26 protein-coding genes and 1 tRNA gene are annotated in these 24,269 nt (G+C 50.3%); 9 read left to right on the top strand and 18 right to left on the bottom strand.

The window, feature by feature from the left end; translation table 11 throughout:
* Nucleotides 1-199: 199 nt before the first annotated feature.
* Nucleotides 200-1,426, bottom strand: coding sequence for an ABC transporter substrate-binding protein (locus tag McpAg1_RS07560; protein ID WP_338094703.1), 1,227 nt, complete (start codon nucleotides 1,424-1,426; stop codon nucleotides 200-202).
* Between the two features lie 292 nt (nucleotides 1,427-1,718).
* Between McpAg1_RS07560 and McpAg1_RS07555 the strand changes: the two genes are divergently transcribed.
* Nucleotides 1,719-2,627 (top strand): ketopantoate reductase family protein, encoded by a 909-nt coding sequence (locus McpAg1_RS07555; protein ID WP_338094702.1) that lies wholly within the window; start codon nucleotides 1,719-1,721, stop codon nucleotides 2,625-2,627.
* Nucleotides 2,624-3,271, top strand: coding sequence for a molybdenum cofactor guanylyltransferase (gene mobA / locus McpAg1_RS07550; protein WP_338094701.1), 648 nt, complete (start codon nucleotides 2,624-2,626; stop codon nucleotides 3,269-3,271). The genes McpAg1_RS07555 and mobA overlap by 4 nt, the downstream gene beginning before the upstream one ends.
* Nucleotides 3,272-3,425: 154 nt before the next feature.
* On the opposite strand, the gene McpAg1_RS07545 is transcribed toward mobA, so the two are convergent.
* From McpAg1_RS07545 to McpAg1_RS07535, 3 genes are all read right to left on the bottom strand, one after another.
* On the bottom strand, nucleotides 3,426-4,859 hold the full coding sequence (locus tag McpAg1_RS07545) for a replication factor C large subunit (protein WP_338094700.1): 1,434 nt from the start codon (nucleotides 4,857-4,859) through the stop codon (nucleotides 3,426-3,428).
* A gap of 155 nt (nucleotides 4,860-5,014) precedes the next feature.
* Complete coding sequence (locus McpAg1_RS07540) at nucleotides 5,015-6,511, bottom strand: DHA2 family efflux MFS transporter permease subunit (RefSeq protein WP_338094699.1); 1,497 nt, start codon at nucleotides 6,509-6,511, stop codon at nucleotides 5,015-5,017.
* A 79-nt stretch (nucleotides 6,512-6,590) separates the two neighbouring features.
* Nucleotides 6,591-8,045, bottom strand: a complete 1,455-nt coding sequence (locus McpAg1_RS07535; RefSeq protein WP_338094698.1) for a DHA2 family efflux MFS transporter permease subunit — start codon at nucleotides 8,043-8,045, stop codon at nucleotides 6,591-6,593.
* A gap of 495 nt (nucleotides 8,046-8,540) precedes the next feature.
* Between McpAg1_RS07535 and rpiA the strand changes: the two genes are divergently transcribed.
* A complete protein-coding gene (rpiA, locus tag McpAg1_RS07530) occupies nucleotides 8,541-9,212 on the top strand; it encodes a ribose-5-phosphate isomerase RpiA (RefSeq protein ID WP_338094697.1) in 672 nt (223 codons plus the stop codon).
* A 150-nt stretch (nucleotides 9,213-9,362) separates the two neighbouring features.
* Here the strand turns inward: rpiA and McpAg1_RS07525 are convergent, their stop codons facing one another.
* The 13 genes from McpAg1_RS07525 to McpAg1_RS07465 all read right to left on the bottom strand — a co-directional run bounded on the left by McpAg1_RS07525 (nucleotide 9,363) and on the right by McpAg1_RS07465 (nucleotide 20,925).
* Nucleotides 9,363-9,914: a FumA C-terminus/TtdB family hydratase beta subunit gene (locus McpAg1_RS07525; RefSeq protein WP_338094696.1), complete on the bottom strand. Its 552-nt coding sequence runs from the start codon at nucleotides 9,912-9,914 to the stop codon at nucleotides 9,363-9,365.
* Nucleotides 9,911-10,735: a fumarate hydratase gene (locus tag McpAg1_RS07520; protein WP_338094695.1), complete on the bottom strand. Its 825-nt coding sequence runs from the start codon at nucleotides 10,733-10,735 to the stop codon at nucleotides 9,911-9,913. Before McpAg1_RS07520 ends, McpAg1_RS07525 begins: the two co-directional genes overlap by 4 nt.
* A gap of 554 nt (nucleotides 10,736-11,289) precedes the next feature.
* Nucleotides 11,290-11,790: a 50S ribosomal protein L16 gene (locus tag McpAg1_RS07515; RefSeq protein WP_338094694.1), complete on the bottom strand. Its 501-nt coding sequence runs from the start codon at nucleotides 11,788-11,790 to the stop codon at nucleotides 11,290-11,292.
* 54 nt (nucleotides 11,791-11,844) lie between these two features.
* Nucleotides 11,845-12,627 (bottom strand): ABC transporter ATP-binding protein, encoded by a 783-nt coding sequence (locus McpAg1_RS07510; RefSeq protein WP_338094693.1) that lies wholly within the window; start codon nucleotides 12,625-12,627, stop codon nucleotides 11,845-11,847.
* Entirely contained in the window at nucleotides 12,624-13,385 is a 762-nt protein-coding gene (locus tag McpAg1_RS07505) for an ABC transporter permease (protein WP_338094692.1), read from the bottom strand. Before McpAg1_RS07505 ends, McpAg1_RS07510 begins: the two co-directional genes overlap by 4 nt.
* Before the next feature lie 86 nt (nucleotides 13,386-13,471).
* Nucleotides 13,472-14,221 (bottom strand): MIP/aquaporin family protein, encoded by a 750-nt coding sequence (locus McpAg1_RS07500; protein WP_338094691.1) that lies wholly within the window; start codon nucleotides 14,219-14,221, stop codon nucleotides 13,472-13,474.
* A 7-nt stretch (nucleotides 14,222-14,228) separates the two neighbouring features.
* The gene (locus McpAg1_RS07495; protein WP_338094690.1) at nucleotides 14,229-14,435 is read right to left on the bottom strand and encodes a DUF2180 family protein; all 207 of its coding nucleotides are present in this window, start codon (nucleotides 14,433-14,435) and stop codon (nucleotides 14,229-14,231) included.
* 2 nt (nucleotides 14,436-14,437) lie between these two features.
* Complete coding sequence (locus tag McpAg1_RS07490) at nucleotides 14,438-15,937, bottom strand: DUF2193 domain-containing protein (protein ID WP_338094689.1); 1,500 nt, start codon at nucleotides 15,935-15,937, stop codon at nucleotides 14,438-14,440.
* A gap of 131 nt (nucleotides 15,938-16,068) precedes the next feature.
* Nucleotides 16,069-16,638 (bottom strand): DUF357 domain-containing protein, encoded by a 570-nt coding sequence (locus McpAg1_RS07485; RefSeq protein ID WP_338094688.1) that lies wholly within the window; start codon nucleotides 16,636-16,638, stop codon nucleotides 16,069-16,071.
* Nucleotides 16,632-17,390 carry a diphthine synthase gene (gene dph5 / locus McpAg1_RS07480; protein WP_338094687.1) on the bottom strand — a complete coding sequence of 253 codons (759 nt, stop codon included), beginning with the start codon at nucleotides 17,388-17,390 and terminating at the stop codon, nucleotides 16,632-16,634. The genes McpAg1_RS07485 and dph5 overlap by 7 nt, the downstream gene beginning before the upstream one ends.
* 172 nt (nucleotides 17,391-17,562) lie before the next feature.
* Nucleotides 17,563-19,434 carry a ferrous iron transport protein B gene (feoB, locus tag McpAg1_RS07475; RefSeq protein ID WP_338094686.1) on the bottom strand — a complete coding sequence of 624 codons (1,872 nt, stop codon included), beginning with the start codon at nucleotides 19,432-19,434 and terminating at the stop codon, nucleotides 17,563-17,565.
* Nucleotides 19,431-20,084, bottom strand: coding sequence for a metal-dependent transcriptional regulator (locus tag McpAg1_RS07470; protein ID WP_338094685.1), 654 nt, complete (start codon nucleotides 20,082-20,084; stop codon nucleotides 19,431-19,433). Before McpAg1_RS07470 ends, feoB begins: the two co-directional genes overlap by 4 nt.
* Before the next feature lie 154 nt (nucleotides 20,085-20,238).
* Nucleotides 20,239-20,925 (bottom strand): CRISPR-associated protein Cas4, encoded by a 687-nt coding sequence (locus McpAg1_RS07465; protein WP_338094684.1) that lies wholly within the window; start codon nucleotides 20,923-20,925, stop codon nucleotides 20,239-20,241.
* 46 nt (nucleotides 20,926-20,971) lie between these two features.
* Between McpAg1_RS07465 and McpAg1_RS07460 the strand changes: the two genes are divergently transcribed.
* The 3 genes from McpAg1_RS07460 (at nucleotide 20,972) to McpAg1_RS07450 (ending at nucleotide 21,999) form a co-directional block, all read left to right on the top strand.
* On the top strand, nucleotides 20,972-21,268 hold the full coding sequence (locus McpAg1_RS07460; protein ID WP_338094683.1) for a DUF3467 domain-containing protein: 297 nt from the start codon (nucleotides 20,972-20,974) through the stop codon (nucleotides 21,266-21,268).
* Between the two features lie 85 nt (nucleotides 21,269-21,353).
* Nucleotides 21,354-21,425, top strand: a tRNA-Thr gene (locus McpAg1_RS07455).
* A 109-nt stretch (nucleotides 21,426-21,534) separates the two neighbouring features.
* Nucleotides 21,535-21,999: a peroxiredoxin gene (locus tag McpAg1_RS07450; protein WP_338094682.1), complete on the top strand. Its 465-nt coding sequence runs from the start codon at nucleotides 21,535-21,537 to the stop codon at nucleotides 21,997-21,999.
* 5 nt (nucleotides 22,000-22,004) lie between these two features.
* Here McpAg1_RS07450 and McpAg1_RS07445 read toward each other — a convergent pair whose 3' ends face one another.
* Nucleotides 22,005-22,496, bottom strand: coding sequence for a TspO/MBR family protein (locus tag McpAg1_RS07445; protein ID WP_338094681.1), 492 nt, complete (start codon nucleotides 22,494-22,496; stop codon nucleotides 22,005-22,007).
* Nucleotides 22,497-22,524: 28 nt separating this feature from the next.
* On the opposite strand from McpAg1_RS07445, the gene McpAg1_RS07440 reads away from it, so the two are divergent.
* From McpAg1_RS07440 to McpAg1_RS07430, 3 genes are read left to right on the top strand one after another with little or no spacing between them, the layout of a single operon-like run.
* Nucleotides 22,525-22,656, top strand: coding sequence for a hypothetical protein (locus McpAg1_RS07440; RefSeq protein ID WP_338094680.1), 132 nt, complete (start codon nucleotides 22,525-22,527; stop codon nucleotides 22,654-22,656).
* Nucleotides 22,657-22,681: 25 nt separating this feature from the next.
* Nucleotides 22,682-23,854 (top strand): redox-regulated ATPase YchF, encoded by a 1,173-nt coding sequence (locus McpAg1_RS07435; protein ID WP_338094678.1) that lies wholly within the window; start codon nucleotides 22,682-22,684, stop codon nucleotides 23,852-23,854.
* A 42-nt stretch (nucleotides 23,855-23,896) separates the two neighbouring features.
* A complete protein-coding gene (locus tag McpAg1_RS07430; protein ID WP_338094677.1) occupies nucleotides 23,897-24,214 on the top strand; it encodes a hypothetical protein in 318 nt (105 codons plus the stop codon).
* Nucleotides 24,215-24,269: the final 55 nt, after the last annotated feature.

Genomic DNA, 24,269 nt, shown 5'->3' with positions numbered 1-24,269 from the left:
CTGTGTGATACCATAAAAAAATTAATGATCTTTTTTTGAAAAAATTGTGAAGAAATATTTTTGCAAAATTATTATTTTTAAATTCCGTGTTGTTCACGCCTCTCAGTGATGTTTTTCCGTGAAACTCCGCACTTTCCGTTTTTCCGTGGGCGATTGATCACAGATTAAAAAAAAGAAAAACGGTTCAGAAAACCGTCTCTTACTTTTTAGTGACTACAGTAATACCTGCGTCTTTGAGTGCTGCTTTGAGCTGCACATCCTGAATAGAACCAAGCTGTGGATCAGCGATCACCACATTGTTTCCTTCAGCACTGCGGTCCTTGACCCATTTGACAAACAACTGCCAGTCATCTGCCGGAGAGTTGATGGACGCAACAAGACCTGAGCCTTCCTGCATAATCGGAGCAAGAATCTTTAAGCCGACATTGCCGGTACTCATATCAATTGCGCTGATATAAGGCGGGGTTCCGGCAACCGCATACTGAATCGTGTTCTGCGCAAGCAGGGTCATCAGCTGCGGGCCGCCAGTTCCTTCGACGAACTTCACATCAGCAATCTTCTCGCCATTGATGAAAAGCTCTGCCTCAGAAACCTTTCCTGCCTTATCGGTGGTCGGTTTCAGATAGGAGTTGTAGGTGTCCTTGAAGTACTGCCAGTCCTTCAGAAGGACAAACAGCGGAGCATCATGATCGCTTGGCAGGTATCCAATCGAAATCGGCGTCTTCACGGCCGCGGGCGTCGTAAGTTTGCCGCTGGCAATCTGCTGGGTCGCTGACTCGTACGGGCCGAAATCATAGAGCAGATCCTTGGACTGTGCCGGGGTAGTGGACAGGAGTTTTCCTGAGATCAGACCAAGCTCACGCTGGGCGTTGATGAACTCCTCATTGCTGTCAAGCCAGGTGTTTGTCACCTTGCTTGAGAACATAATTGTCGGAATTGAAGCCTCCAGCACGTCAACCGAGTTCACGGTGATCTCACCATACGTCATGTCCTGTTTGGAGAACAGCCAGTCTGCGGTAAGCTCTGCGGATTTGTCAGGATAATCGTTGATGTACTTGTTGCCAAGAATGGTGAGCGCAACAAGGCTCGTGGCAATGTCAGGATTTTTCAGCGCTTCGGAGTTTGCACCAAAAGCACAGCAGGTGTGCTCCACCCACATGCCTTCCGGCGGCAGGTTCTGGCTGTATGAAACGATTTTTCCTACATCGCCTTCGACACCGACCGCCACAAACGGCTGCCAGATGATGTATCCGTCAATTTTTCCGGTTGCAAGAAGTGCGGGCATAGTACCAGCTCCGGTGTAGAGAATTTCCACTGTCGGAGTTTTGTCGGAGTCGTTCGGTGTTGTTACACAACCGGCGGCAAAAACCATTGCCGCACACACAACAAGAAGACCTGCAGCTGCAAGCAGATGCTTTGTATTCATACATTCATATTGTTCGACAGGTGTATTTAATTTATTGTAACGTATTGTGATGATTTGTAGGCCGATATTGTTACAATACATATCAGGATGAGTATTTGTGTATAATTTTCTTGGGAAGGAGGGGGCGAAAGAGATGAGTTTTTTCCCAGTCAGGATGCCGGTCTGTTGGGTTTGCAGGAGATTTCCAAGCTGCGGTGAAGGCCTGCATTTCGCGGGCGGCTCAAAATACTACTGTAATGTTCAATCTGTTGACTTCATGTATTGTTAAAACGAATATAATTCCGAAATTACTATGCGGATACTCATACTCGGAGCCGGAGCTGTTGGTCTGACCGTTGCTGCTATGTTATCAGAGCATGCGGAGGTCTACGCTGTCTGCCGGAAAAGATATGCTGACGCAATTTCTGTTGACGGGTTTGTGATGACCGGCATCTGGGGAGAGAAGACCTGCCGTTTCCCCTGCGGCGAGTCGGTTCCAGCAGGTTCCTGGGATTATATCATCATCTCCACCAAGTCTGCTGCGACCAGAGAGATCTGCGAAAAATATCATCATCTGTTTGGAGACGCTGAGGTTGTGAGTCTGCAAAATGGTATCGGTAACGAGGAGATCATCAGCGAGTACACCATCCACGTAATTGGTGCTATGATCATTACCGGCTTTGAGTGGCGGGGAGACAACGCAGTGTTTGTATCGGTTGATGGCGGCAAAACGATGTTCGGCAGATTCCCAAAAGGAGTGAGTGATGCAGCGCAGAAACTTTCCGATCAGTTCAATGCGTCAGGCATCCGGTCCGGCGTGAGCGCTGACATCAAGAGTGTTGTCTGGTCGAAGGCGTTCTACAGCTGTTCACTCAATCCGCTCGGCGCGGTGATGGAGTGTCCGTACGGAGACCTCCGCAAAACACCTGCATGGAATATTATTACCGATATTGTGACCGAGGCGTTTGCGGTCTCGAAGGCCGAAGGCGTTGAGCTGCCGCAGAAGAGTGCTTCTGCTTACCTGGATTTTCTGTTGCAGGAGAAGATTCCGCCGACCGCGAAGCATTACAGTTCGATGTATCAGGATATTGTTGGGGGAAGGCTGACAGAGATTGATTACATGAACGGGGCGATTGTGAAGCTTGGGGAGAAACATGGAATTGCAACTCCGGTAAATCGGATGATCGTAAATCTCACGCATTTTAAGGAGGAGCTTAGATGACTGAGGTGCGGCGCTCGGCGATGATTCTTGCCGGCGGCGAGGCAAAAAGGGTGAACGGACGCGAGAAGTATTTTTTCTTTTACAAGGGATGTTCGTTTATTTCGCGGCTGGTGATGACGTTTACGGGAATTGCGGATGAGATTTTGATTGTTGCCAAGAGTGAGGAGCAGGCAAAGCAGTTCGACGGGCTGCCGGTTCGATGCACTTGGGATAAGCTGCGGGGTCTTGGACCGATCGGGGGAATTTCGTCAGGAATTGAAGAGGTCAAAGGAGAGTTTGTGTTTATTGCGGCATGCGATATGCCAACGATTCACCGCTCGATTGTGACGTATCTGTTTGATCATATCGGCGAGTACGATGCGATCATTCCTGAGTGGGAGAACACGGATATCGAACCTCTGCATGCAGTCTACCGCGTTTCTGCACTGCGGCAGTATCTGGCACATCATGAGTCGCTGTCGCTTCGCGATATGGTGAATTCGCTGCATACGCTGCGGGTGAGTTCAGAAGAGCTGCGCAGGTTTGATCCAAATCTGGAGACGTTCCAAAATATCAATACACTTGATGAGCTGCATGCACTCGGTCCTGATGCTGCGTACGAGGAGAAGCATCCGGAACGCGAATCATGTGAAAAACGCGAATAACGCGAATAAAAAATCGCCAATGGCGATTTTTAAGAAAATACTAAATTACTTATTTTTTCGATAGAATCCCTCAAAGAAATATAAATAATTTCTTTTGAAAAATCGCCATTGGCGATTTTTTATTCGCGCTATTCGCGTTTCAGAAAAAAAATAATCAGAAGAAGTCCAGCGTTGCCTGAGACGGAGCCTTCTTTTTTTCTTCAACTACCGGCTCAGGTACAACTTCTGGAACAACCTGCTGCACCGGAGGATTTTCCGCTCTGAACTTTTCCAGTTCTGCTTCGCGCTCCTCCTCCTCTTTTCGCGCAGCCGCACGTTTTGCCGCAGAGATCTTTTTCATCTTCATCTCCCGCTCCTTTGCAAGTTTCTGCGCTTCCTTAAACACGGCTGTGGCTTCAGTTTTGTCATGGAGCAGAATCGTCAGCTGGTCATCATCAAGATCATGGCGTTCGCAGAACTCCAGCGGGGATGCTGCGGCAAACCGCGAGAGAAGGTCCAAGTAAACGCGCTGAATCTGTGCATCAGGAATACTGTAGCCTTCGCCGAGTTTTGCGGCAAGGGTTCGTCGAACCGTCTTCTGCTTTTTTGCCGTGCCCATTCTCCGCCAGCGTGACGGCGGCATAATTCTGGGCCGGAACCCTGCGCCGTCAAACTCTTTGGCAACCCCTGAGGTTGTCATCGCAGTTGCGTACCGCCAGAGCGTGTAGTACTGGCGGATCATCGTCCGCCCAAGATAGATGTCTGCACGGGAGAGTGCGGCATACGCTCTTGCTCGCCTGCCGGCATCAGCGACCGCGGACGCAGACTCCTCAACCCACTGCATAACGGTGTCGGGTTTCTCCTCACACTCGCGCGAGAGCTTCTGAAGTTTTGCATCAGGAGCACCAGAATAGACTCCTGCGACCAGATCAAAAATGCTTGCGCGTTCATCCTTCTGCGAGGTGTTTACATCCTCAGCAGTGATGGCGGTTTTGCCGGTTGATGCGCCGAACAGCATATTGACCGCAGACCGCATGTCGCCTGATGCACTCTCCGCGATCGCGGAAAGTGCGTCTGTACCGCAGGAGATCTTTTCCATTGTGCAGATCTCACGCATCCGCTTCTCCATCGTGGACGAAGTGATGGAACGGAAAGGCACAGCATCACAGAGCTTGCGAATCGAATCCGAAACTCCATATGCATCGTTTGCGATCAATATGATCGGCTGGCGGGCTTCTTTCAAAATATCAGCGATCGCGCGTGCACCCCCACGGTCAGCATTTCCTTCGAGGTTGTCAGCTTCGTCGATGATGATCAGTTTTCGGCTCGCGCCAAAGAGGCTGGTGGTCGCAGCAGAGTTTCCGGCAACCCGCTCGATCACTGATTTGGTTCTGGCATCACTTGCGTTCAGCTCCAGAACCTCCCAGTCCATGTCGCGGGCGAGGGCTAAGGCTGCGGAGGTTTTTCCGATGCCGGGTTTTCCGGTGATCAGAAGAGGGCGGGAGCTTGGCGTCCAGTTTCGCGCCCAGTCTGATATCTGTTTGACTGCGGCGTTGTTTCCGAGAATGTCTGCGAGATGCTCGGGCCGGTATCGTTCTGCCCAGTCCATAGAGTATGTATCTTTTGGACGCGGAGAGTGATAAACGTAAATGAATGAGGGGGCTGTGATACCACAAAAAAATTTAGTCGATTTTTTTGGTTCATAGAGTATCCCAAAAAATTATTTGTAAAATTCTCAATAAAGAAATTTATTTCAAAAAAAGATTAGATAATCCCGCCCGCATGCTCAAGTTCTGTGCTGCCCTGATGATCAGGGTGCGTCTTCTGACGGATAACAAGAGAAAGTATTAGCACAAAGACCGCGAGGATAAAGGATGCAAGGAACGCCACATCAAACCCATGGGCAAGCAGATCCATCTGGATATTGATCGGCGTTGTCTCCGTAATATTTTCCGCGGCCGCAATCGTCGTGATGCCCCAGACCAGAATAAGGTTGTAGACAGCAATACCGATCGTCATCGGAGCAAACTGCTCAAGACCCGTGAGGCTCGAGACCATACCCTGTTTGCCTTTAGCAACAGAAGAGAGAATCATATTGGTCAACGGCGACATCATCATGCCGAGACCAAGACCCACAACAAAGAGTGCGCCGATAATATAGCCGGTGCTGGTCAGCGAGTCCATGTGCCAGAGCTGGAAGTAGCCGGTAAGCAGCAGCAGGGCACCAACAATACAGAGGATTTTTCCGCCGAATTTGTTGAAAAGTATCCCTGAAAGAATGCCGGTGACCATCATACCAATCGAAAGCGAAGTCAGCACAAGTCCTGCATCAGAGACGCTGAAGTCGCGGACATACTGCAGAAAAAACGGCATCAGATAGTTAATTCCGGCAAAGCTTGCAATCACAAGGACAAATGCCAGATTGGTTAAGAAAAAGTTCGGGTTTTTGAACAGCCTCAGATCAAGCAGCGGCTCAGCATACCTGAGCTGGCGGATAACAAACCCGACAAGCGTAACTGCGGCAACTGCAAAGCAACCGAGAATCACCGGACTGGTCCAGCCAAGGGACAGACCTTCAGAGAAAGCGTAGAGCAGCGTTGCAAGGCCAAGGAAGATGAGTACAGCGCCGTATTTATCAAACGTCTTGAGCGTTGCCGTGCTCTTATCCTGCACAGGAATCGCTTTGAATCCAAGAGCAATAGCAATGATGCCCACAGGCACGTTGATGTAAAAGATCCATTCCCAGGAGAGGTACTGGGTCAAAAATCCTCCGAGAACCGGACCAAGAGCAGTGCCGAGAGCAGCAATGGTCATCAGAATTCCCATCGCTTTTCCTTTCTGGTTCAGAGGAACAAACGTGGTTATCATTGCCGGAGCAATCGCCATCAGCATTGCACCGCCAATTGCCTGTAAGACACGGCCTATCAGAAGCGAAGGGTAGGAGTCCAGAAGTCCGGGGAAAAATCCGCAGGCAAAGGAGCCTATGGTGAATATTGCAAAACCTGCAAGAAAAATCTTCTTGAACCCAACTACATCCGCAACTTTTCCGCAGATGAGAATACAGCCTGCCATCACCAGCAGATAGATGGTTGCAACCCAGCTGACCGAGGATGCGGAGAGATTGAAGATCTCTGAAATGGTGGGAATTGCGATGTTGACGATGGTTCCGTCAAGGGCGGACATGAATGCTGCAAGGGCGACCACGAAGATCAAAAGCCCTACGCCACATGTTGCCGCGGTATTAGCCGTGGATTTTGACATTGCACAATATACGCGGTAGCTGAATATAACAGTATAGGGGACGTACTTTCCGAAAAAAAAAATTATTTTTGAAAAAAAATTATTCTTCCACTGCCCGCTCTTCACGGATGAAGATGCAGAGAATGAAGAGAAGAATGGAAAGTCCTACCGATACAATGAACGCCAGATCAAATCCATAGCTGAGAATATCAGCAGCGATTGATGCCGGCGGCATTTCGGTGATGCCTGAGTTCTGGACTGCAGAGATAATGCCGTAGACGAAGATGATGTTATAGACCGCAACACCGATCGTCATTGGAGCAAACCGTTCAAGACCCGTGATGCTGGAGACCATGCCCTGCTTTGACTGGGGGGCTGCGTTCATGATGAGCGTGGTAAGGGACGTTGTGGTAAGACCAAGGCCAAAACCAATCAGGGCAAGGGACAGAACAATCTGGCCGAGATCGGTTGTCGCATTCAGATCCGTGAGAAGGAGGAAACCGATCACCAGCAGTGCAACACCTGCCATGACAAGATAACGGATTTTACCGACAAGCTTTGCATAGATGAGACCTGCGAGAACTCCGCTGACCATCATGCCCACCGACATTGCAGTAATGATGAGACCGGAGAACGAAGTGCTGTAGTTGTGAACATGCTGGAGATAGAAGGGGAGGAGATAGTTTACTCCTGCAAATGTGAAGAACAACAGAACGACGAGCAGGTTGAGTATGATAAAGGATCTGCTCCTGAACAGGCTGAGGTCAAGAAGGGGATTCTTGTAGTGCAGCTCGCGCCAGAGGAATCCGCCAATTCCGATAACGGCAAGGGCTAAGGATACCAGGATCGTGGCAGAGGTCCAGCCAAGGCTGAAACCTTCGGAGAAGGCAAAGAGCAGTGAGGCAAGTCCGACGAAAACGAGGACTGCACCGAGAGTGTCAAAGCCTTTCAGCGATGATTTGTTGCCAGCAGAGCCTGGGATTGCGAAGTAGCCAAGAATCACGGCAAAAATTCCAATCGGTACGTTGATGAAAAAGATCCAGTGCCAGGAGAGGTATTCGGTGAGGTATCCGCCGAGCGTCGGGCCGAGAGCCATACCGACAGAGGCGAACAGGATGACAAGGGACATGCCTTTTGCTTTTCTGTCGCCCGGCATATAGTAGGAGAGCATAGCAGGGGCAATGACGGTCATCATTGCGCCGCCAACTGCCTGAAGGGCACGAGAACCGAGAAGAGTGGAGAACTGTCCGGTGAAATCCGGTAAAAATCCGCAAGTGAATGATCCTATGGTGAAGAGGATGAATCCTGCGAGAAATATTTTTTTGAATCCTATGACATCGGATATTTTTCCTATGATGAGAAGGAATCCTGCCATGACCAGCAGATAGATAGTGGAGACCCAGGCGACCGAGGAGGAGCTGAGGTCGAATGATTCGGCGATGGTCGGGAGGGCAATATTGACGATGGTACCGTCAAGTGCGGACATGAAGGTTGCGAGCGATGCTGATATGAGGAGGAGTGTTAAAGCGAAACCGGTTGGATGTTCATTCTGCATTATGTAGAGTGTTACGAGGGGTTCAGATAAATACTGTTGGACTTAGCCATTTTTCTTCGGGAGGTGTTACCGCACGTTTTGGTTACCGTTTCGTAGCTCCGCCCACGGAAAAACGGAGTACACGGAAAATATCACAGAAAAAGATCACGGAGCAGACGTGAACATCACTGAAGAAAAAATTATTTTGAATAGGAGTTACGCGATGTAATTCTGCGAAGTAGTGAGACAGCCAAGAATGATTTTTTAAACACGAACCGCGTAATTCCTATTCAAAATAATTTTTTCTTCCGTGCTGTTCACGTCTGCTCCGTGATCTTTTTTTCCGTAAAATTTCCGCGTGTTCCTGCGAAGCAGTAAGCAGGCCGAAGGCATGCGTTCTGATTTTCCGTGGGCGGAGCTACAACGAACATTAGTTGCCAATAAACGAATTTCGGTGAAAAAACCTCTTCAGGGTTACCAAGTGCTTAATATGCACGACTGACATACGAGATTGGTATGAGTGATCCTGTAGTTGAGGCAAAGAGGGATGCCGGCATTCGCGCGGCAGATATGGTGAAAGATGGTATGGTTGTCGGCCTTGGTACCGGTTCAACGGTATTTTTTGCGATGGAGCGGCTTGGCGAACGAATTAAATCCGAGGGGCTGCATGTTCTTGGTGTGCCGACGTCAAACCAGACCGCGATGCGTGCTGAGGAGTATGGTATTCCGTTGACGACGCTGACGCAGCATCCACAGCTTGATCTGGCGATTGATGGCGCGGATCAGGTTGATCCAAAGAAGCGGATGATTAAGGGGCGCGGAGCTGCACATCTGCGGGAGAAGGTTGTGGCAGATGCGGCGAACCAGTTTGTTGTGGTGATTGATGCAGGAAAAGAGGTGGCGGGTCTTGATGCGGCAGTGCCGATCGAGGTTCTGCCGTTTGCGTACGGCAGTGTTGTTCGCAGACTTCGTGAACTGGGCGGCGAACCGGTTATGCGAAACGGAGTGAAAAAGGACGGGCCGGTTATCTCTGACAATGGAAACTATGTGATTGATTGTGCGTTCGGCGCGGTTGCCGATCCGGCAGGACTGGAGACTGCGATCAATGCTATTCCCGGCGTTTTGGGCAATGGTATTTTTGCCAGAATGACGGAGAAGACGGTTGTGATTGTGGGCGGCAGAAAATAATTTTTTCAGCTCATTACTTTTTTGTCATGTTTTTTTTCGTGAAATTTCGCGGTACAATTTTCACACGAAAAAAATTGAACCAGACAAAAACAAACACGACAGGTAATGCATACTACACCTGCCGAGTAAAAAAAATTCAGATAACCAACTTTATTTTTCCCAGTGCAGCTGTCGGTATCGTTCAGCCGCAGACTTCGCAACATCATCGAACAGATCGCCGCCGTGCGCATCGATGCCCACCACAAGCGGCATGTCCTTTATGCGAATCTCCCAGACCGCCTCTGCCATGCCGAGCTCAGGATAATGGCAGGCAGCAAGCTCCATACAAGACGCCGCGAGTGCGGCACAGCCTCCCGTGAATGCAAAGTAGACAGCTCTGCCTGAGAGCGCCTCGCGTGCCTCAGCAGACATCCCGCCTTTTCCGATCAGCGCCCGCACTCCTGCATCAATCATTGGTCTGGTCAGCGAGTTCATTCGTGCGGATGTTGTCGGGCCTGCTGCAACAATCACGTTCTTTTCCGTGTCCACGACCGGACCGCAGTGGTAGATGACCGCCCCGTTCGGATCGAACGGAAAACCATCTTCACGGATCTTCAGATGCGCCTCGTCACGTGCCGTGTAGATGGTGCCGGATAGCAGTACGCGGTCTCCTGCCTTCAAGTCCAGGACCTCCGCACCCAGCGGAGTCGTCAGGTGAATCACAACTCCACCTCCCGAATGCCGCGCCGGCAGCACCAGCACTGAATGTTTACCGCGACCGGCAGTGATGCCGTGTGGCAGAATCCGCGCTTCACCTTCACCGCGAGTGCCGTCGTGTCGCCGCCAAGTCCCATCGGGCCGATGCCGAGCGTATTGATCGCATCGCAGAGCTCCTGTTCATATGCATCCATCACATCAATTCGTTCAAGCAGTGCCTCTTTGGCAAGCGCTGCCGCTCCGTCGAATGTTCCGCCAATACCAACCCCGACCACAATCGGCGGACAGGGTCTTGCACCTGCCGCCATGACCACATCCACCACGAACTTCGGAATCTCCGCGGTCTGCGAGGGCAGCATCATTTTGATCTGCGACATATTCTCTGAGCCAGCTCCCTTCGGCAGCACCGTCACCCGCAGTGTGTCCCCTGGCAGGATGTGTATCGGCGGCAGTCCTGCGCCCGTATTGTCCCCGCTGTTGTGCCGAGAAATCGGGTCCACCGCATTTGGCCGGAGCGGCACCGATACTGTTGCTCTCCGAATTCCTTCGGCAACTGCGTCATAGAGCTCCTTTGTTACCGGAACTGTTGGCGGCACGGTCAGGTACACCACCGGAATTCCTGTGTCCTGGCAGATGGGGACCGAGAGGCTTTTTGCTTTATTGAGATTCTCCAGAATATTCGCAAGCTCGCCGCGGGCAACCGGACTCGTCTCCGCCTCAGCTGCATTTTTCAGTGCAGCCTCAACGTCTGAGGGAAGAAAAATCTCCGCATCGCGTGTAGCCTCCGCAACCGCTGAGGCAAGGCGTTCAAACAACAGAGAATTCATGTAAAAGTATATTGCAGAAGAAACAGGTTAAGACTGTCGCTTGAGATATCGTTGTAGCTCCGCCCACAGAATATCGGAAAACACGGAGTTTCACGGAAAAACATCACGGAGCAGACGTGAACAGCACGGAAATATACTCAGGATAAATCGTGTACAAGGCTCTCGTATTTTGTAATTTCTAATAGGAGTTACGCGGTGATGAGTTTCATCGTTTGAGATTTTTCTGTCCTTGTCCTCACTTAGAGTAACCACTGAATGCACTGAGCACACAGAGCTTCACGGAAAAAAATGAAATCGCATGCCTTCGGCCTGCTCATTGCTTCGCAAAAATGCACGGAGAACCACACCGCGTAAGTCCTATTCTAAATAATTTAAAATTCCGTGTTGTTCACGTCTGCTCCGTGATGTTTTTATTTCCGTAAAATTTCTGTGTTTTCCGTTTTTCCGTGGGCGGATCGACGAAGCGGCGGAGCTACAACGATATCAAAAATCAAAAACAACAAAAGAATCAGAGAAAATTGAAAATATGGTATTGATTGAGAGCCGGGATTGGCTTAGTTCTCAACAATAATGCGGGTTGGCGTGGGCAGCTTGTATCCGCTGTGCAGAAGTGCGTCCTTTGCCTGATCAATGTACTGCTCGCTGGTCCAGACAGTAAAGATGCGCTGTCTTGGTGAAACACGTGCTGCAGTTCCAACAGCCTTACCGAATGCAAGACGCATACCCTCAGACACACGGTCTGCACCTGCGCCGGTTGCCTGCTTGTGTTCACGGAGAACGTGGTGCGGGTAGGGGCGGATTTTCAGGTGGAAGTTGCTTCTTCCGACATCCTTCATCAGGCGTCTGTTCATGTTGATACGTGCCGCTTCCATTGCTGTGTGGCGGATCTGGCATGCCTCAAGTGCTTCAAGGTGAATTGCAACCGGGAATTCGGCTGAAAGGTTACCCATATCAAACTGTACAACCTTTACGCCCGGCACACCACCCATGTATTCACGGCGGCAGTATGCCTTCTTGGCAAGGTTGCGGTACATTCTTGCTGGTTTTCTTACCATGTCAAATAACTCCTCGCTCTCTAAATGTGCTAATCATGTTTGGTCGAAATCCTATTAAATGTTCTGATTGCCGGTTTCCAGTTCCTCAATCATATGCAGAACTTTTTTACGGTACTGGGCAAACTCAACACTCGTTCTATCTCTTGGTCGCGAAAGGGAAATCGTATCGATTTCATGCACGCGGCCCGGTCGCGGCGTGAGAATTACAATCCTGTCGGCGAGATAAACTGCCTCATCGACGCTGTGCGTCACAAAGAGAATCGTCTTTTTTGTCGCCTGCCAGATGTTCAGAAGCTCACGCTGCATCTTGTTTCTGGTCTGGGCATCAAGAGCGCCAAACGGCTCGTCCATCAGCATAACCGCGGGATCAGTTGCAAGAGCGCGCGCAACAGCCGCACGCTGACGCATTCCTCCCGAAAGCTCATATGGATAACTGTCGGCAAATGCCTCAAGCCCCACCAGCTTCAGCTGCTTCTCCACCTCAAGTTTCCGCTGCTCGGCAGGAACTCCGGTCATCTCAAGACCGAAGCCCACATTTTCGGCAACCGTACGCCAGGGATAGAGTGAGTACTCCTGAAACACCATTGTCATCTTCGGTGAAGGACCGTTCACGACTTTTCCATCGATTGTGATCTCGCCGGATGTTGGGATGTCAAGACCGCTGATCATCCGAAGCAGTGTCGTCTTGCCGCAGCCGGACGGACCCAAAAGGCAGACAAACTCTCCGTCATGAATCTCAAGATTCACATCCTCAAGAGCAGTAACCGTTCCTTTCCGCGTCTCGAACTTCTTTGTTGCGTGATTGACCCGCACCCAGACTTTGTCATAGTCGCTCATTTGTCAAGCGCCTCCCAGCCGAACTTTTTCCTCTGCACATACTGGAAAAACTGATCCATCACAATACCGATGATACCAATTGCGATCATACCGGCAATCACGATCTGAACCTGACCCCAGTTGTAGGTGTACATGATCATATAACCAAGACCGGATACCGTTCCGGGCAGCATCTCAGCTGCAACTACGCTCATCCAGGCGATGCCAAAGCCAACCCGAAGACCGCTCCAGATGGCAGGGCCTGCCGCAGGCACGATAACTTTGGTCAGGACCTGGACTTCACTTGCCTGATAAATGCGGGCGGTCTCGACCCAACTCTTTCTGACACGCTTAACACCTTCGATGGTATTGACCAGAATCGGGAAAATACATCCGATAACGATAATAAACTCAATAGATCCAAGACCAATGCCAAACCATGCAAGGGACAGTGGTACCCACGCCATCGGAGGGATTGGCCGGAGGATCTGAATCATTCCATCTGAAAACTCTTCCAGCAGTTTGTAGCGCCCGAGAAGAATTCCCAACGGAACAGCAATGATACACGCGATAATGAATCCTAACGATACCCGGTAAATACTAATCAGCGAATTATCTACCAGACTGCCGGAGCCGAAAAGATCAGCAAAAGGTGTAGCAAAAACTGCCAGAACGTTTTCCACCCGCGGCAAAATATAGGCATTATTTATCAGAATTGCCGCGATCTCCCAGCCAAGAACAAATAATGCAGGGAGTATCAGCTTAAAGTACCATTTCATGGATTGTCTATCACCACCCGGTTTTCTGGTAGTAGTATGAAACCTGACCGGTTATCAATACTGCGGGAATGACAAAAAAAAGAAATTTAGTTGTCGTCAAGTCCTGCGACATACTTGTAGAAGAATGCTGCAAGGACTGCACCGACAATAGGGCCAACAACATAGACCGGGAACGTCGTGACCAGTGCAGTTGATCCACCCATAATCGTAGCGATAAGATCTGGACCAAACGTACGGGCCGGGTTAAGCGAACCGCCGGAAATATTTCCGATTGCGATGATAACACCGGCAACCGCCATACCGATCACGAGTCCTGCAAACCCAGGAGTCGCACGCTGGTCAACAGCAACGCCCATGATTGCCAGCATCAGAACAAATGTTCCGATAATCTCTGCAACCAGTACCTGCCAGATGCTGATTCCCGGGAATGGTGCAGTTGCACCAAGCCCGCCGATAGCAAGAGCGTCAGGACCTGCGATAAACAGGAACAGGGCTGAACCGATCGCTGCACCAATACACTGGGCAATGATGTAGGCAACTGTGTCCTTGGTCGGGAACTTTTTGATCGACCAAAGAGCAATACTGACTGCCGGATTGATGTGGGCACCAGATACTCTGCCGAGCGTGTAGATAACAACCGCTACAGCAATACCAAATGCCACACCGACCGCAAGCCAGTCTCCCATACCGCCGAGCGCACCGATACCGATGTCAAACGGTGTAGCTGTCGGCGTTCCTGCTGCAAGCATCAGCAGGACAGAGACCGTACCGCAGCCGATAAAGACAAGGAGCATCGTCCCCACCAGTTCGGCAATACTTCTTTTCACAAGTTCCATACCATCATCACCCGTTCAGTGCATTGTGGCATTCAGGACAAAGAATCCGCGGAATAGGCTTCTTCAGCTTCTTCGCCGGGAAGGGGTATCCCCCTTCCCATACAGACACATCAGCACGAATCATGTGCTCAGTGCATAGCCCCATTCCACAAACAATACAGATACCGGTCGCTTCGCGATCGACACCCAGCTGTTCACACACATAGCATTTCATTTTTATACAGCCTCACGATACTGGCAGTACTGGTGGCGGGAGCCTACCAGACACGCCGTTGCGCAGCTCTTACAGGCACGTGCCGGAGCTGCGGGGGTTCCTTTGTCAAGTGCGATGATGTTGGTCATCATGGTTGCCGTAATCGGCTCGCTTGTCAGCAGACATGGATAGTCTGCAATACGCATCAGTGCAGACGCACGCACCGTGATAGCGCATGCGGGGTATGCATAGCGCTGCGGATTCATGAGAACCTCATTCTCGTGGATCGGTGACAGATCGATAAGCATTCCACCCGAACGTGCGGCGAGCGGTTTTCCTGAACCGTTCTTTACACGCTGCGCCTTGTCGAGGATTTTCCATCCGCGATAGATCATGTCCATGAAATCGCAGTTGTGCAGTTCTGCTGCTGCGCCTCTGGTCGGACGAATCATTACCAGATTGTGATAACGTTTGGTCAGCAGGTCTACGATCATGGGAGCGTTGAATCCGTCCATCTCCAGCAGATACTCTGCTGCCACTGCAGACGCACCGGTCGCAACATCAAGCAGCTGATAGCCGCTCTTAATGTCAGGCAGTGCTGCATGCAGGGTCTTGTCGATTACACCGGTAACCGCTTCAATCGTAGCCATCACCACATCATCTTTACACATGTTGTAGGTGGACTGGGAGATGTGGTGGGATATGTCGCCGACACAGTATGCAGGAATTGTGGCAATGTTTCCATAATGGACGCCGTCATCAATTGCAGCCTTGACACAGGTCTCTATTCCTTTGCGGTAGTTGTCCATATATTTCTTTGGATCAAAGGAGGACATTCCTGAGCTGTTCATCAGCTCAACCTGTGCTGCGACCGGATGTTGGTAGAGTGCCTGCAGCTGTTTTACCTCTTTGTCCGAGGCCTCGGCAAGGGTGTCGCCTGCTTCAATGCGCTTTGCGAACAGGTCGCCGATACCGTACGAGGTGTTCATACCCCATGATTTTGCGGCGAGAATTGCCTGTTTGTGATCCGTTGGGATGTCGGTCTTTTGCAGAATCTGGTTGACCACATTACTGGTGGATCCCGGCATCAGGGCAAAGTCAACGACACAGCTGGGTCCATAGAATCCTGCGTAACAACGTGCTGCCTCGCGTCCGACGATGCTTTCATTTTTCTTGATACAGTCTGCAAAGGTTTCCATGCTCTTTGCGAACTGTTTGTCCTGGTCGCAAAGGATTTCGAGAATAACCGGCGTCTGGTAATGCTCGACGAACGGGTCATCCTCCGGTCTGACGTAACCGGTGAGATTTGATAGGACTTCAAAGTGGGTTTTTACTGATCCTTTGTGGAGGTTGATGACTGCGGCACTCTGGCCGTCAGCGACGGTCATTTTTTTGACTGCATCAACATAGGGTTTTGCATCAGCGAGGGTGAACTTCGTCCCTCTCTTCTGTTTGAGGACATTGACGTCTGCATACTGCGCAGCAAGCGCTTCTTCGACCATTTTTTTGTAGATATCAGACATTTTGTTTGTCACCTCTTTGTGTACACTTGATTCATTAAGTTGTGAGGTTAAATAGTTACCCATTGTTGCAAAAATATTTTGCAATTGGTAGAAATCACTCAAAAATAAGAAATATTTTTTCGAAAACAAACTTAAATGGTAAACAGGTGCCGATCACCGGTAATGCCAAACAGGCCGGAACGTACACCACAGTCCAGCCATCCGTATCCATAGGAGAAGTGCATGAGGGCATTGATCTCATCATGCTTGAGTAAAATTTCGTTGCCGCGGGCAAGTTCTGTTGATGTAGTGATCTGAATTTTTTCGGCTGCCGGATACATCGGTGTTTCCGCATCCGGGAGAGTCACTATGCTGCGCGAGGCTTCGGTGAGCATCCGCTGATAACGCTCGGTTTTTTCGGAGAGGTGTTCACGAAGTGTTTCCGGTATATTTTCTGTGATGGTATCCGGTCCTGCGGAATTTGTGCCGCTCAAAAAACCGAGCATGCATCCGGCATCGAGCCATCCGTATCCGTAGGCAAAGGAGGCAGCGGCATTCACCAGATCTCCTTTGCGATAGAAGACCATGCCGTCATATGCATAGCAGGATACCATCTCAAGTATCTCAGCACCGGTTGATCCAAGCGCGGTGTCTGTGGGGACAGCAACAACTGCGGCAGCTGTTGCGGTCTGATATTTTTCGCCGTAGGTTTCTATCAGCACAGCCCTGCAAACCTCCGGAGATATTCGAGTTCGATGTCATGCAGGGTTCCGGGAACGATGAGGACATGCAGCGGACTGCCGAAGTCAAAGTTTCGCATCTCGTCTGCGTTTCCCGCGTGAACGGCAGGGTTTTTTGAGCCTGCTCTGGCGATACCTATGTAGAGCGGAATTTTTGCACCAGTTCGTGATGCCTGTTCTTCAAGAAGGTCAACTGCTTCTGAAATTTTCATGTACCGCTCTTTGTCCTTCTGGATGTCCAGAAAGACAAGGGTGTGGAGGTTGTGGGAGAGGTTTTCGGTGATGACTTCAATTGGCGTCATGGGAAACCATTTGCCGTGTGGAAACGGTACCGAGACGGATTTTCCGAACCGGTAGTTCTGCAGGCCCGAGAGCCCGCAGACCGCGGTGGTGATGGATGAGCCGTGAATGATTCGCGTGGCAATTCCCCGCTCGGCAGCACGGATGCGGATGTCTGCATGGGTTGTTGCGACCATGGAGTCTCCTGCGGTGAGAAAAACAGCTTCACCAGCGGCGGCCGCGTCAAGAATTGGTTCAGGATGAAGTTCGACGTCCTCGCGGTAGAGGGGTATGATCTTTTTTCCGTAATACTCTTCCATCCGCTCAAAGGTGGTGCCGGTTAATACCGAGGTGTACACTTCCAGAAATACCGCGTCGGCTTTGCGGATTGCTTCCAGTCCCCGTACGGAGACGTCATATTCGTCGCAGAGTCCGAGTCCGATGAATGTCAGCATTGCATATTTGTTGGGTTGCTGAAGTTATGAGGTATTCCTATCCTGTTGCTTTGTTCATTTGGCAGGATAAAATTCTGAAACGTGATGAAACGTGATGAAACGCGAATAGCGCGAAGCGGTAAGCAGGCCGAAGGCCTGCGATTCGCGTCATTCGCGTTTTATCTCTCCACCCTCACCCAATCAGAATCAGTTTCGCCAAAGCCCCGACCCCGAGTCCGAGACAGAGCGTGAAAACCGTGATCATCAGAGCACGGCGGCCACCTATCTCCCGCATAAGAACTGCGATCGTTGAGATGCAAGGGATGAACAGGGCACAGACCAGGGCAAAGATGTAGAGCTGGCTGGTGGAAAGAATCGAGGTCAGATCCGTTGTTCCCCCCATAACCGCCAGCGTCTCAAATGCCATCTCTTTGCGGAGAATACCAAACATCAGTGCCGTGAACGCAAAGCCCGGCAGTCCGAGGACTGCTGTTGAGAAGGGATTGATGAACTCCTCAAACATCTGCACAAGTCCGTAATACTCAAACAGTCCGAGGAAAATACTGCTCACCAACAGCAGCGGCATTGCGATGTAGATGAACTCGCGGACCCGTGTCCATGATTTGCGGAGTACGTGCGAAGCGACAGGCTTTCGCAGCTGAGCCATCTCTAAAATCATACCGAACTGTTCGCCGGGCGTGACCCGGGAAAGAATGCATCCCACAACGAACACTAATATAAACACAATAACATAAATCGAAAACGCCGCGCCAAAACCAATGAACGACGCGACAATTCCTGAGATGACCACAGTCCGGGCCGAACACGGAAGCATAGTCACAAGGACGGATGCGATGAACTGTTCCCGTTTTGTTGGAAGCAGACGTGTACTCATAATTGCTGGAACACTGCATCCAAACGAGAGCACCATCGGAATAAGTCCCTGACCGTGCAGACCAAGTTTATGCATCGAGCGATCAGCAAGAAATGCCGCCCGCGTCAGATAGCCGGTGTCCTCCAGCACTGAGATGAACAGATAGAAAAGGAAAACGTACGGAAACGCAATGCCGAGACCCGACATCAGCGCAAGGATAACTGCGCCGCCAACCGTGTCCACAAGCGGATCCAGATTCAGCGCATGAAAAGGATCGGCGATGTAGGTTGTCATCAGCGTGACGATGATCTCTTCCAGAATGCCTCCGAGCGTGAAGACGATTAATAGGATTGAGACCATGATGATGATAAGAATCGGCAGTCCCGGAAAACCGCGGGTTAAAAGCTCATCCAGATCGCGGCGTCTGCGTGGCGGAGCATCTTTGGTAACGGATGCCGCTATCTGTTTTGCAAGATTGTGACGGTTTGCCGCAACTATCTGTTCCGGCGACATCATATGCCGGCTCTCAATCTCTCCAGAGATGATGAGAGCATTTTCATGAATCTCCGGTGTGATCGTCCTGACATTGAGATTTTCCAGTGCCCACAGCGCTTCAGGCTGGCTGATTCCGTAATACTTTTGCAGGCTGTGAATCGCTGCCTCGATGTGATGATCATAGGGGATAACAACTGATGAGGCAGGGACATCTCCTTTGAGAACAGCTTTTGCAATTTCGTCAAGATTTTTTCCGTTGGTTGCGACCGACGGGATGACCGGTACGCCGAGCTTTTGTCCCAGAGCTTCTGCGTCGATGATTTTACCGGCAGCTTCTGCGTCGTCCATCATGTTGAGGATGACCAGCAGCGGCTTTTTCATCTCAGCTACCTGAAGCAGGAGATACAGATTTCGTTCAAGATGTTTTGCGTCAAGGACTGCAATTAAAAGACTGATCTCTTCAGTGAGCAGGTACTCGCGTACCATCTCCTCTTCGACCGAGTAGCCAGCAAGGGAGTAGATGCCCGGGAGGTCGACGAGATTGAACTCACCGTCGCCATAGTGTACTGTTCCCTGCATGACGCCGACAGTGGTTCCCGGATAGTTGCTGACCTCTACGCCAAGACCGGTGAGATGATTGAAGATGAGGGATTTTCCCACGCTCGGGTTACCGATCAGTACAGCGCGGGGGGTCATGGATTTTCGCACCGCTCCACCATGATGTTGGCTGATACCTCCGGACTAAGTGCGATGTCGCAGCCTTTGACGGTGATGACCACTGCGTTGTTGATGAGTTTTCTCCGAAGGGTGATAAGCTCACCCGGGATTACGCCGAGATCGACAAGCCGGCTGTGCTTGGCAAAGCAGCGAATCATTGCCACGTGCAGGAGGGATCCTTCTGGACACTCAGCAAGAGGGACGATCGGATTTTTGCGGGTGAGTTTGTTATGGTTGGTGTACTCGGCGGTTTTTGCAGGAGCTGCCTGTTCTGGTTTTCTCTGGTCAAGGAAACTGTCAAGCCGTTCGATGGTTTCTGAGGAGATGTTGTGTTCAAGGATACATGCTTCGCGGGATGCTTCCTGCGGCTGTTTTCCCAAGACATCGGTCAGGAATGTTTCAAGGACCGCATGTTTTCTGGCGACCAGCGCGGCTTTTTCCGCTCCCTTTTCGGTGAGGCTGACGGTTGTTTCGCCGAGGTGTATGAGGCCTTGGTCGCGAAGGGTCTGCAGGGCTTTTGTGATCTCGGTTTTTGTGTAATTGGGGAACTTGAGTGCCTGAAGCTGCACTTCGTTCTGTTTGGTATTGAGTATTTCTTCAAGAATGTCTTCAGAGAGTACCGAGGTCATGATGCGTGTCCTTCTCAAAATTTTCTCTTAAGTTGTCTGTTGTGACTGGTTATGTAGGTATCCCAGTGTCTGTGGTATGTATTCTGAAAAAAAGGAGATAAGATCTTTTTGCAGATATCACGCCGCGTACCTCTTCATACGAAAATGCAAACCCTCAGCCTCGGCGGTAGAGTTTGTCGAAGAGCGATCTGGGATGTTCGGTCTCTTTACACCGCTCATGATACTCGCAGGAGAGGCAGCGGCTGCCGCGAAGAGGTTTTGGAATTTCTCCCCGGAAAATATTTTCCGCGGCTCTGAGTGCAGCAAGAAATGCCCGCCGGTCCGAAGGCGTTGTCGGACCAAGACGGCGAATTGTTCCTGAGCCGAGATACTCAACCGTTCCGGTAAATGATCTTTTGTACTCCTCTTCCAGGCAGAGTGCGTAAGCCGTAACACGCAGCCGGTCACTCGCATAAATGCCGCTTGGCGGTGCTTCACTGCTCTTCACTACTGCGAAGCTGTCGTCAAAGAGCCGGTCAACACGACCGGTGATACCGTATTTTTCCGAGGAAACGATAACATCTGTCCGAACTGCGGTCTGCCAGTCTGTTTTGTCGCAGGCTTCAATCATTGATGCAAGCAGCTGGTACTCGGCGTCCCCGGCATCCGGGCGGACCGTTGTCAGTTCATCCCATATTTCTTCAAGGATCAACGGACCTCCGAGGTGTGCTGCAATCTGTTTTGCAATGCTGTAGCTGTGCGGTTCGATGAATTCGGGAGAATCTGATCTGGCAAGGTAGAGCTGGAGCGGACAGCGACTGCATCTGACCAGCTCGCTTACCGTGATTTGCGGCAAGGTCATACCCAAGTCTATAAGATAAGATCCATGCCTATAGTATTATAGTTTTATGACGGGTAATGAGATTAATGTCCAGATTCCCCAGAATCTTGATCCGGTTTACAGCAATATGATTCAGATTGCATTCAAAGATGATGAGTTTACAATGATGTTTCTTCACCAGCTACCGGCAGTGAATCAGGCAAAGGCAAAGGCGATCGTCTCCATCAGCCCAACGCATGCAAAAAAACTGCTGATGGCTCTGCAAAAGAGTGTGAATGATTATGAGGAAAAGTTCGGTTCAATTGCATCCGCCGCTTCTCAGGACTCAGCATCGGATGGATTTACTCTGCGCGGGTACTCGTAAAACCGGTTTTCTCCGGCCTCTCCCAAAGAGAGGCGGATAACTTATTTATTGTTTTACACTCAATTTGTTAAAGCACATTTTCTGTGCCGTTGTGGCTTAGCGGTATAGCGGCTGATTCGTAATCAGCAGGTCGAGGGTTCAAGTCCCTCCAACGGCTCTTTAACTAAACTATAAGACTCCTAATTGATTCTTCTTTTGCAGTGTTTTGTTCATCTAACTCCGCCGGAAACCAACGCTTTATCCTTTCTCTTCTCCAACAGAGAATCATGTCACTTGGTGTAAACGACACGATCCCACCCTTCTGCATTCAGGACTCTTCAGAGAACAAGGTCTGCCTTCCTGACGGGTCTGCACTCACCGTCCTCTACTTTTATCCAAAAGACAACACCTCGGGATGCACTCTTGAAGCAAAGGAGTTCTCAGACCTTCTGCCGGAATTTACCACACTCGGTGTCAAAGTATACGGCATTAGTCAGGACAGCGTGAAAAGTCATCAGAAGTTCATCGAAAAACAGGAGCTCACCGTCCCTCTCCTCTCTGATCCAGATCATGCTGCCATCGAAGGACTCGGCGTCTGGATTTCGAAAAAACTCTACGGCCGCGAGTACATGGGAGTTGACCGGAGCACATTCATCATTGACGGGTCGGGAAAAATTCTTGCCGCATGGAACAAAGTCAAAGCCCGTGGTCATGCAGCAGAGGTTTTGAAAAAAGTGCAGGAGCTGAACTGATATTTTCAGTTCAGCATCCAGATAACTACTGTGAGATACGTGGCAAACGTCACCCATGCTAAGTACGGGATCAGTAAATATGCAGCAACCGGCCTGATTTTGTAGAACAGCCACATCGTTGCTGCAATCAGTATCCAGAGGACAACGATCTCTGCCGCTGCTGCACCAAGAAGATGCCAGCCGAAGAAAAGGTACGACCACAAAACATTCAGAACAAGCTGTACCAGAAACACCACAGTCGCAATCTGCACATCCCGCCGTTTCATTCCTTCTGCAAGAACAAATGCCAGGGCAATTCCCATCAGGAAGTACAAAACCGTCCAGACCGGACCGAACAGATAGTTCGGGGGCTGCCATTCGGGCTTTATCAGCTCTGTCATAAACCATGATCCGGTACCGGTAATCGTCACCAGCGATCCGGCAGCGGCTGCCGCAAACGACAGAACAATCGATCCAAATAATAATGGAAGTGAAGGCATCCGATACTTGACGTTCATACTCATCTCATATGCATCTATTAGATAAATGATTGAGAGATATTACCAAAAATCCCGTGCCCCGTTAACCATTGCAAGTACAAAAGATACATCTGTCTGCATAACCTACAGATATCTCAAAGATACCGGCAGAAAAAATACCGGACACGGACTCTGCTGAAAAAATACTTCAGGTGAATTAAAAAATGCTTCTTCTTGCCCTTGCCGGAAAACCAAACTGCGGGAAATCGACCTTCTTCAAGTCGCTCACCCTCGCAAACGTAGAGATTGCCAACTATCCTTTCACCACGATTGACGCAAACAAAGGTGTTGCCTACGTGCGTTCTCCCTGCCCCTGCAAAGAGCTTGGCATTGACAACTGCACCTCATGCGTTGACGGCGTCCGGTTTATTCCGGTCGAACTCCTTGACGTTGCAGGGCTCGTTCCGGACGCCCATCTCGGCCGCGGTCTTGGCAACCAGTTCCTCGACAATCTCCGTGAAGCTGACGGTATCATTCAGGTCGTTGACGCCTCCGGCAGTACTGATGCTGAAGGAAACCCGGTTGACATCGGAACACGCGATCCACGCGAGGATGTCGCGTTCCTGAAGTACGAGTTTGCCATGTGGATGGCAGGTATCGTTGACAAACATCTCGCAAAACTTGTCCGGCAGGCACAGGGCAAAGAACAGGTCTTAATCGATCTCCTTGCAGGAGCTCTTGCCGGACTTCGCATCAATGCAATTCAGATCCGTGAGGCGGTTGACGAAACCGGCATCAACCTTGCAAAGGCGTCGCCTGAGGACATCGAAAAGATGTGCGAGGTCCTTCTCTATGTCTCAAAGCCCATGATCCTTGCAGCAAACAAAGCTGATCAGGCACCTGAAGCAAACCTTGCTTCCCTGGCTGAACTCGGCGCAGTCCCGACTATTGCCGCAGGAGAGCTGGCACTCAAGTCCGCAGCACAGGCAAAACTTCTCCGTTATCTCCCGGGCGACAAAACCTTTGCCCCAATTGAAGGTGCAAAACTTTCCGCAAATCAGGTAAAAGCGCTCACCATGATTGCGGAGAACATGAAAAAACTTGGCAGCACCGGAGTTCAGGAAACTCTCAACAAACTTGTCTTCGATGAGATCGGCATGATTGTTGTCTACCCTGTAGAGGATGACGGCAAATACTGCAATGCAAAAGGTGTCGTGCTTCCTGATGCGTTCCTGATGCCAAAAGGCTCCACTCCCAAAGACCTTGCATACAAAGTCCACACCGATATCGGCAACGGTTTCCTGTATGCGGTCGATGCCCGCACCAAAATGCGGATCAAAGACAGTACCGAACTCAAGACCGGCGATGTCATCAGGATTGTCAGCACGGCAAAATAACGGTAACCTATATTATCTTTTAGATGCAAAGGTAGAGTAACTATGGGCAGCGAGGTGTATCAGGCACAGGTCTTACGGGCATTCTTCGATACCATCACCGGTACTGACAGGAATCTTACCCGCATTTACATGTGTGTGATGTCGCTTGCCAAACTCAGAGGAGAAAGTCCTGAAAAGATGCGCTTCCTGATGGAACAGATGCGTGCAAGCAAAGAAAAACGCGAACTCTCCATCGACATTCTGGATTATATGGCAGAATCCGCCAACTCTCTTGAACCGTGGGCCGGTCAGTCCGCATTCGGCATCACGACGCCGGTCAAGTCCGAAGATTTCGGCGGAATCTCCATGGATTCCTTCTAAATACTTTTTTGTGCGATTATTAAGGCAAATATGAAATACATACGTATTTATGTCA

The organism is Methanorbis furvi (assembly GCF_032714615.1).
GTDB lineage: Archaea > Halobacteriota > Methanomicrobia > Methanomicrobiales > Methanocorpusculaceae > Methanocorpusculum > Methanocorpusculum furvi.
Note: the sequence above shows the minus strand (reverse complement) of the source record. Positions and strands in the feature narration are given on the sequence as shown.

Bases quoted from the DNA above. Each gene is read 5' to 3' on its own strand.
- McpAg1_RS07555 (WP_338094702.1), top strand. From the start codon at position 1,719: ATGCGGATACTCATACTCGGAGCCGGAGCTGTTGGTCTGACCGTTGCT.
- dph5 (WP_338094687.1), bottom strand. From the start codon at position 17,390: ATGCTGACATTCATCGGACTCGGACTCTGCGACGAATATGACGTCTCC.
- McpAg1_RS07540 (WP_338094699.1), bottom strand. From the start codon at position 6,511: ATGTCAAAATCCACGGCTAATACCGCGGCAACATGTGGCGTAGGGCTT.
- McpAg1_RS07535 (WP_338094698.1), bottom strand. From the start codon at position 8,045: ATGCAGAATGAACATCCAACCGGTTTCGCTTTAACACTCCTCCTCATA.
- McpAg1_RS07450 (WP_338094682.1), top strand. From the start codon at position 21,535: ATGTCACTTGGTGTAAACGACACGATCCCACCCTTCTGCATTCAGGAC.
- McpAg1_RS07435 (WP_338094678.1), top strand. From the start codon at position 22,682: ATGCTTCTTCTTGCCCTTGCCGGAAAACCAAACTGCGGGAAATCGACC.
- McpAg1_RS07465 (WP_338094684.1), bottom strand. From the start codon at position 20,925: ATGACCTTGCCGCAAATCACGGTAAGCGAGCTGGTCAGATGCAGTCGC.
- McpAg1_RS07445 (WP_338094681.1), bottom strand. From the start codon at position 22,496: ATGAACGTCAAGTATCGGATGCCTTCACTTCCATTATTATTTGGATCG.
- McpAg1_RS07490 (WP_338094689.1), bottom strand. From the start codon at position 15,937: ATGTCTGATATCTACAAAAAAATGGTCGAAGAAGCGCTTGCTGCGCAG.
- McpAg1_RS07430 (WP_338094677.1), top strand. From the start codon at position 23,897: ATGGGCAGCGAGGTGTATCAGGCACAGGTCTTACGGGCATTCTTCGAT.
- McpAg1_RS07440 (WP_338094680.1), top strand. From the start codon at position 22,525: ATGATTGAGAGATATTACCAAAAATCCCGTGCCCCGTTAACCATTGCA.
- McpAg1_RS07495 (WP_338094690.1), bottom strand. From the start codon at position 14,435: ATGAAATGCTATGTGTGTGAACAGCTGGGTGTCGATCGCGAAGCGACC.
- McpAg1_RS07520 (WP_338094695.1), bottom strand. From the start codon at position 10,735: ATGAATTCTCTGTTGTTTGAACGCCTTGCCTCAGCGGTTGCGGAGGCT.
- McpAg1_RS07470 (WP_338094685.1), bottom strand. From the start codon at position 20,084: ATGACCTCGGTACTCTCTGAAGACATTCTTGAAGAAATACTCAATACC.
- McpAg1_RS07510 (WP_338094693.1), bottom strand. From the start codon at position 12,627: ATGAGCGACTATGACAAAGTCTGGGTGCGGGTCAATCACGCAACAAAG.
- McpAg1_RS07460 (WP_338094683.1), top strand. From the start codon at position 20,972: ATGACGGGTAATGAGATTAATGTCCAGATTCCCCAGAATCTTGATCCG.
- feoB (WP_338094686.1), bottom strand. From the start codon at position 19,434: ATGACCCCCCGCGCTGTACTGATCGGTAACCCGAGCGTGGGAAAATCC.
- rpiA (WP_338094697.1), top strand. From the start codon at position 8,541: ATGAGTGATCCTGTAGTTGAGGCAAAGAGGGATGCCGGCATTCGCGCG.
- McpAg1_RS07560 (WP_338094703.1), bottom strand. From the start codon at position 1,426: ATGAATACAAAGCATCTGCTTGCAGCTGCAGGTCTTCTTGTTGTGTGT.
- McpAg1_RS07545 (WP_338094700.1), bottom strand. From the start codon at position 4,859: ATGGACTGGGCAGAACGATACCGGCCCGAGCATCTCGCAGACATTCTC.
- McpAg1_RS07505 (WP_338094692.1), bottom strand. From the start codon at position 13,385: ATGAAATGGTACTTTAAGCTGATACTCCCTGCATTATTTGTTCTTGGC.
- McpAg1_RS07500 (WP_338094691.1), bottom strand. From the start codon at position 14,221: ATGGAACTTGTGAAAAGAAGTATTGCCGAACTGGTGGGGACGATGCTC.
- McpAg1_RS07515 (WP_338094694.1), bottom strand. From the start codon at position 11,790: ATGGTAAGAAAACCAGCAAGAATGTACCGCAACCTTGCCAAGAAGGCA.
- mobA (WP_338094701.1), top strand. From the start codon at position 2,624: ATGACTGAGGTGCGGCGCTCGGCGATGATTCTTGCCGGCGGCGAGGCA.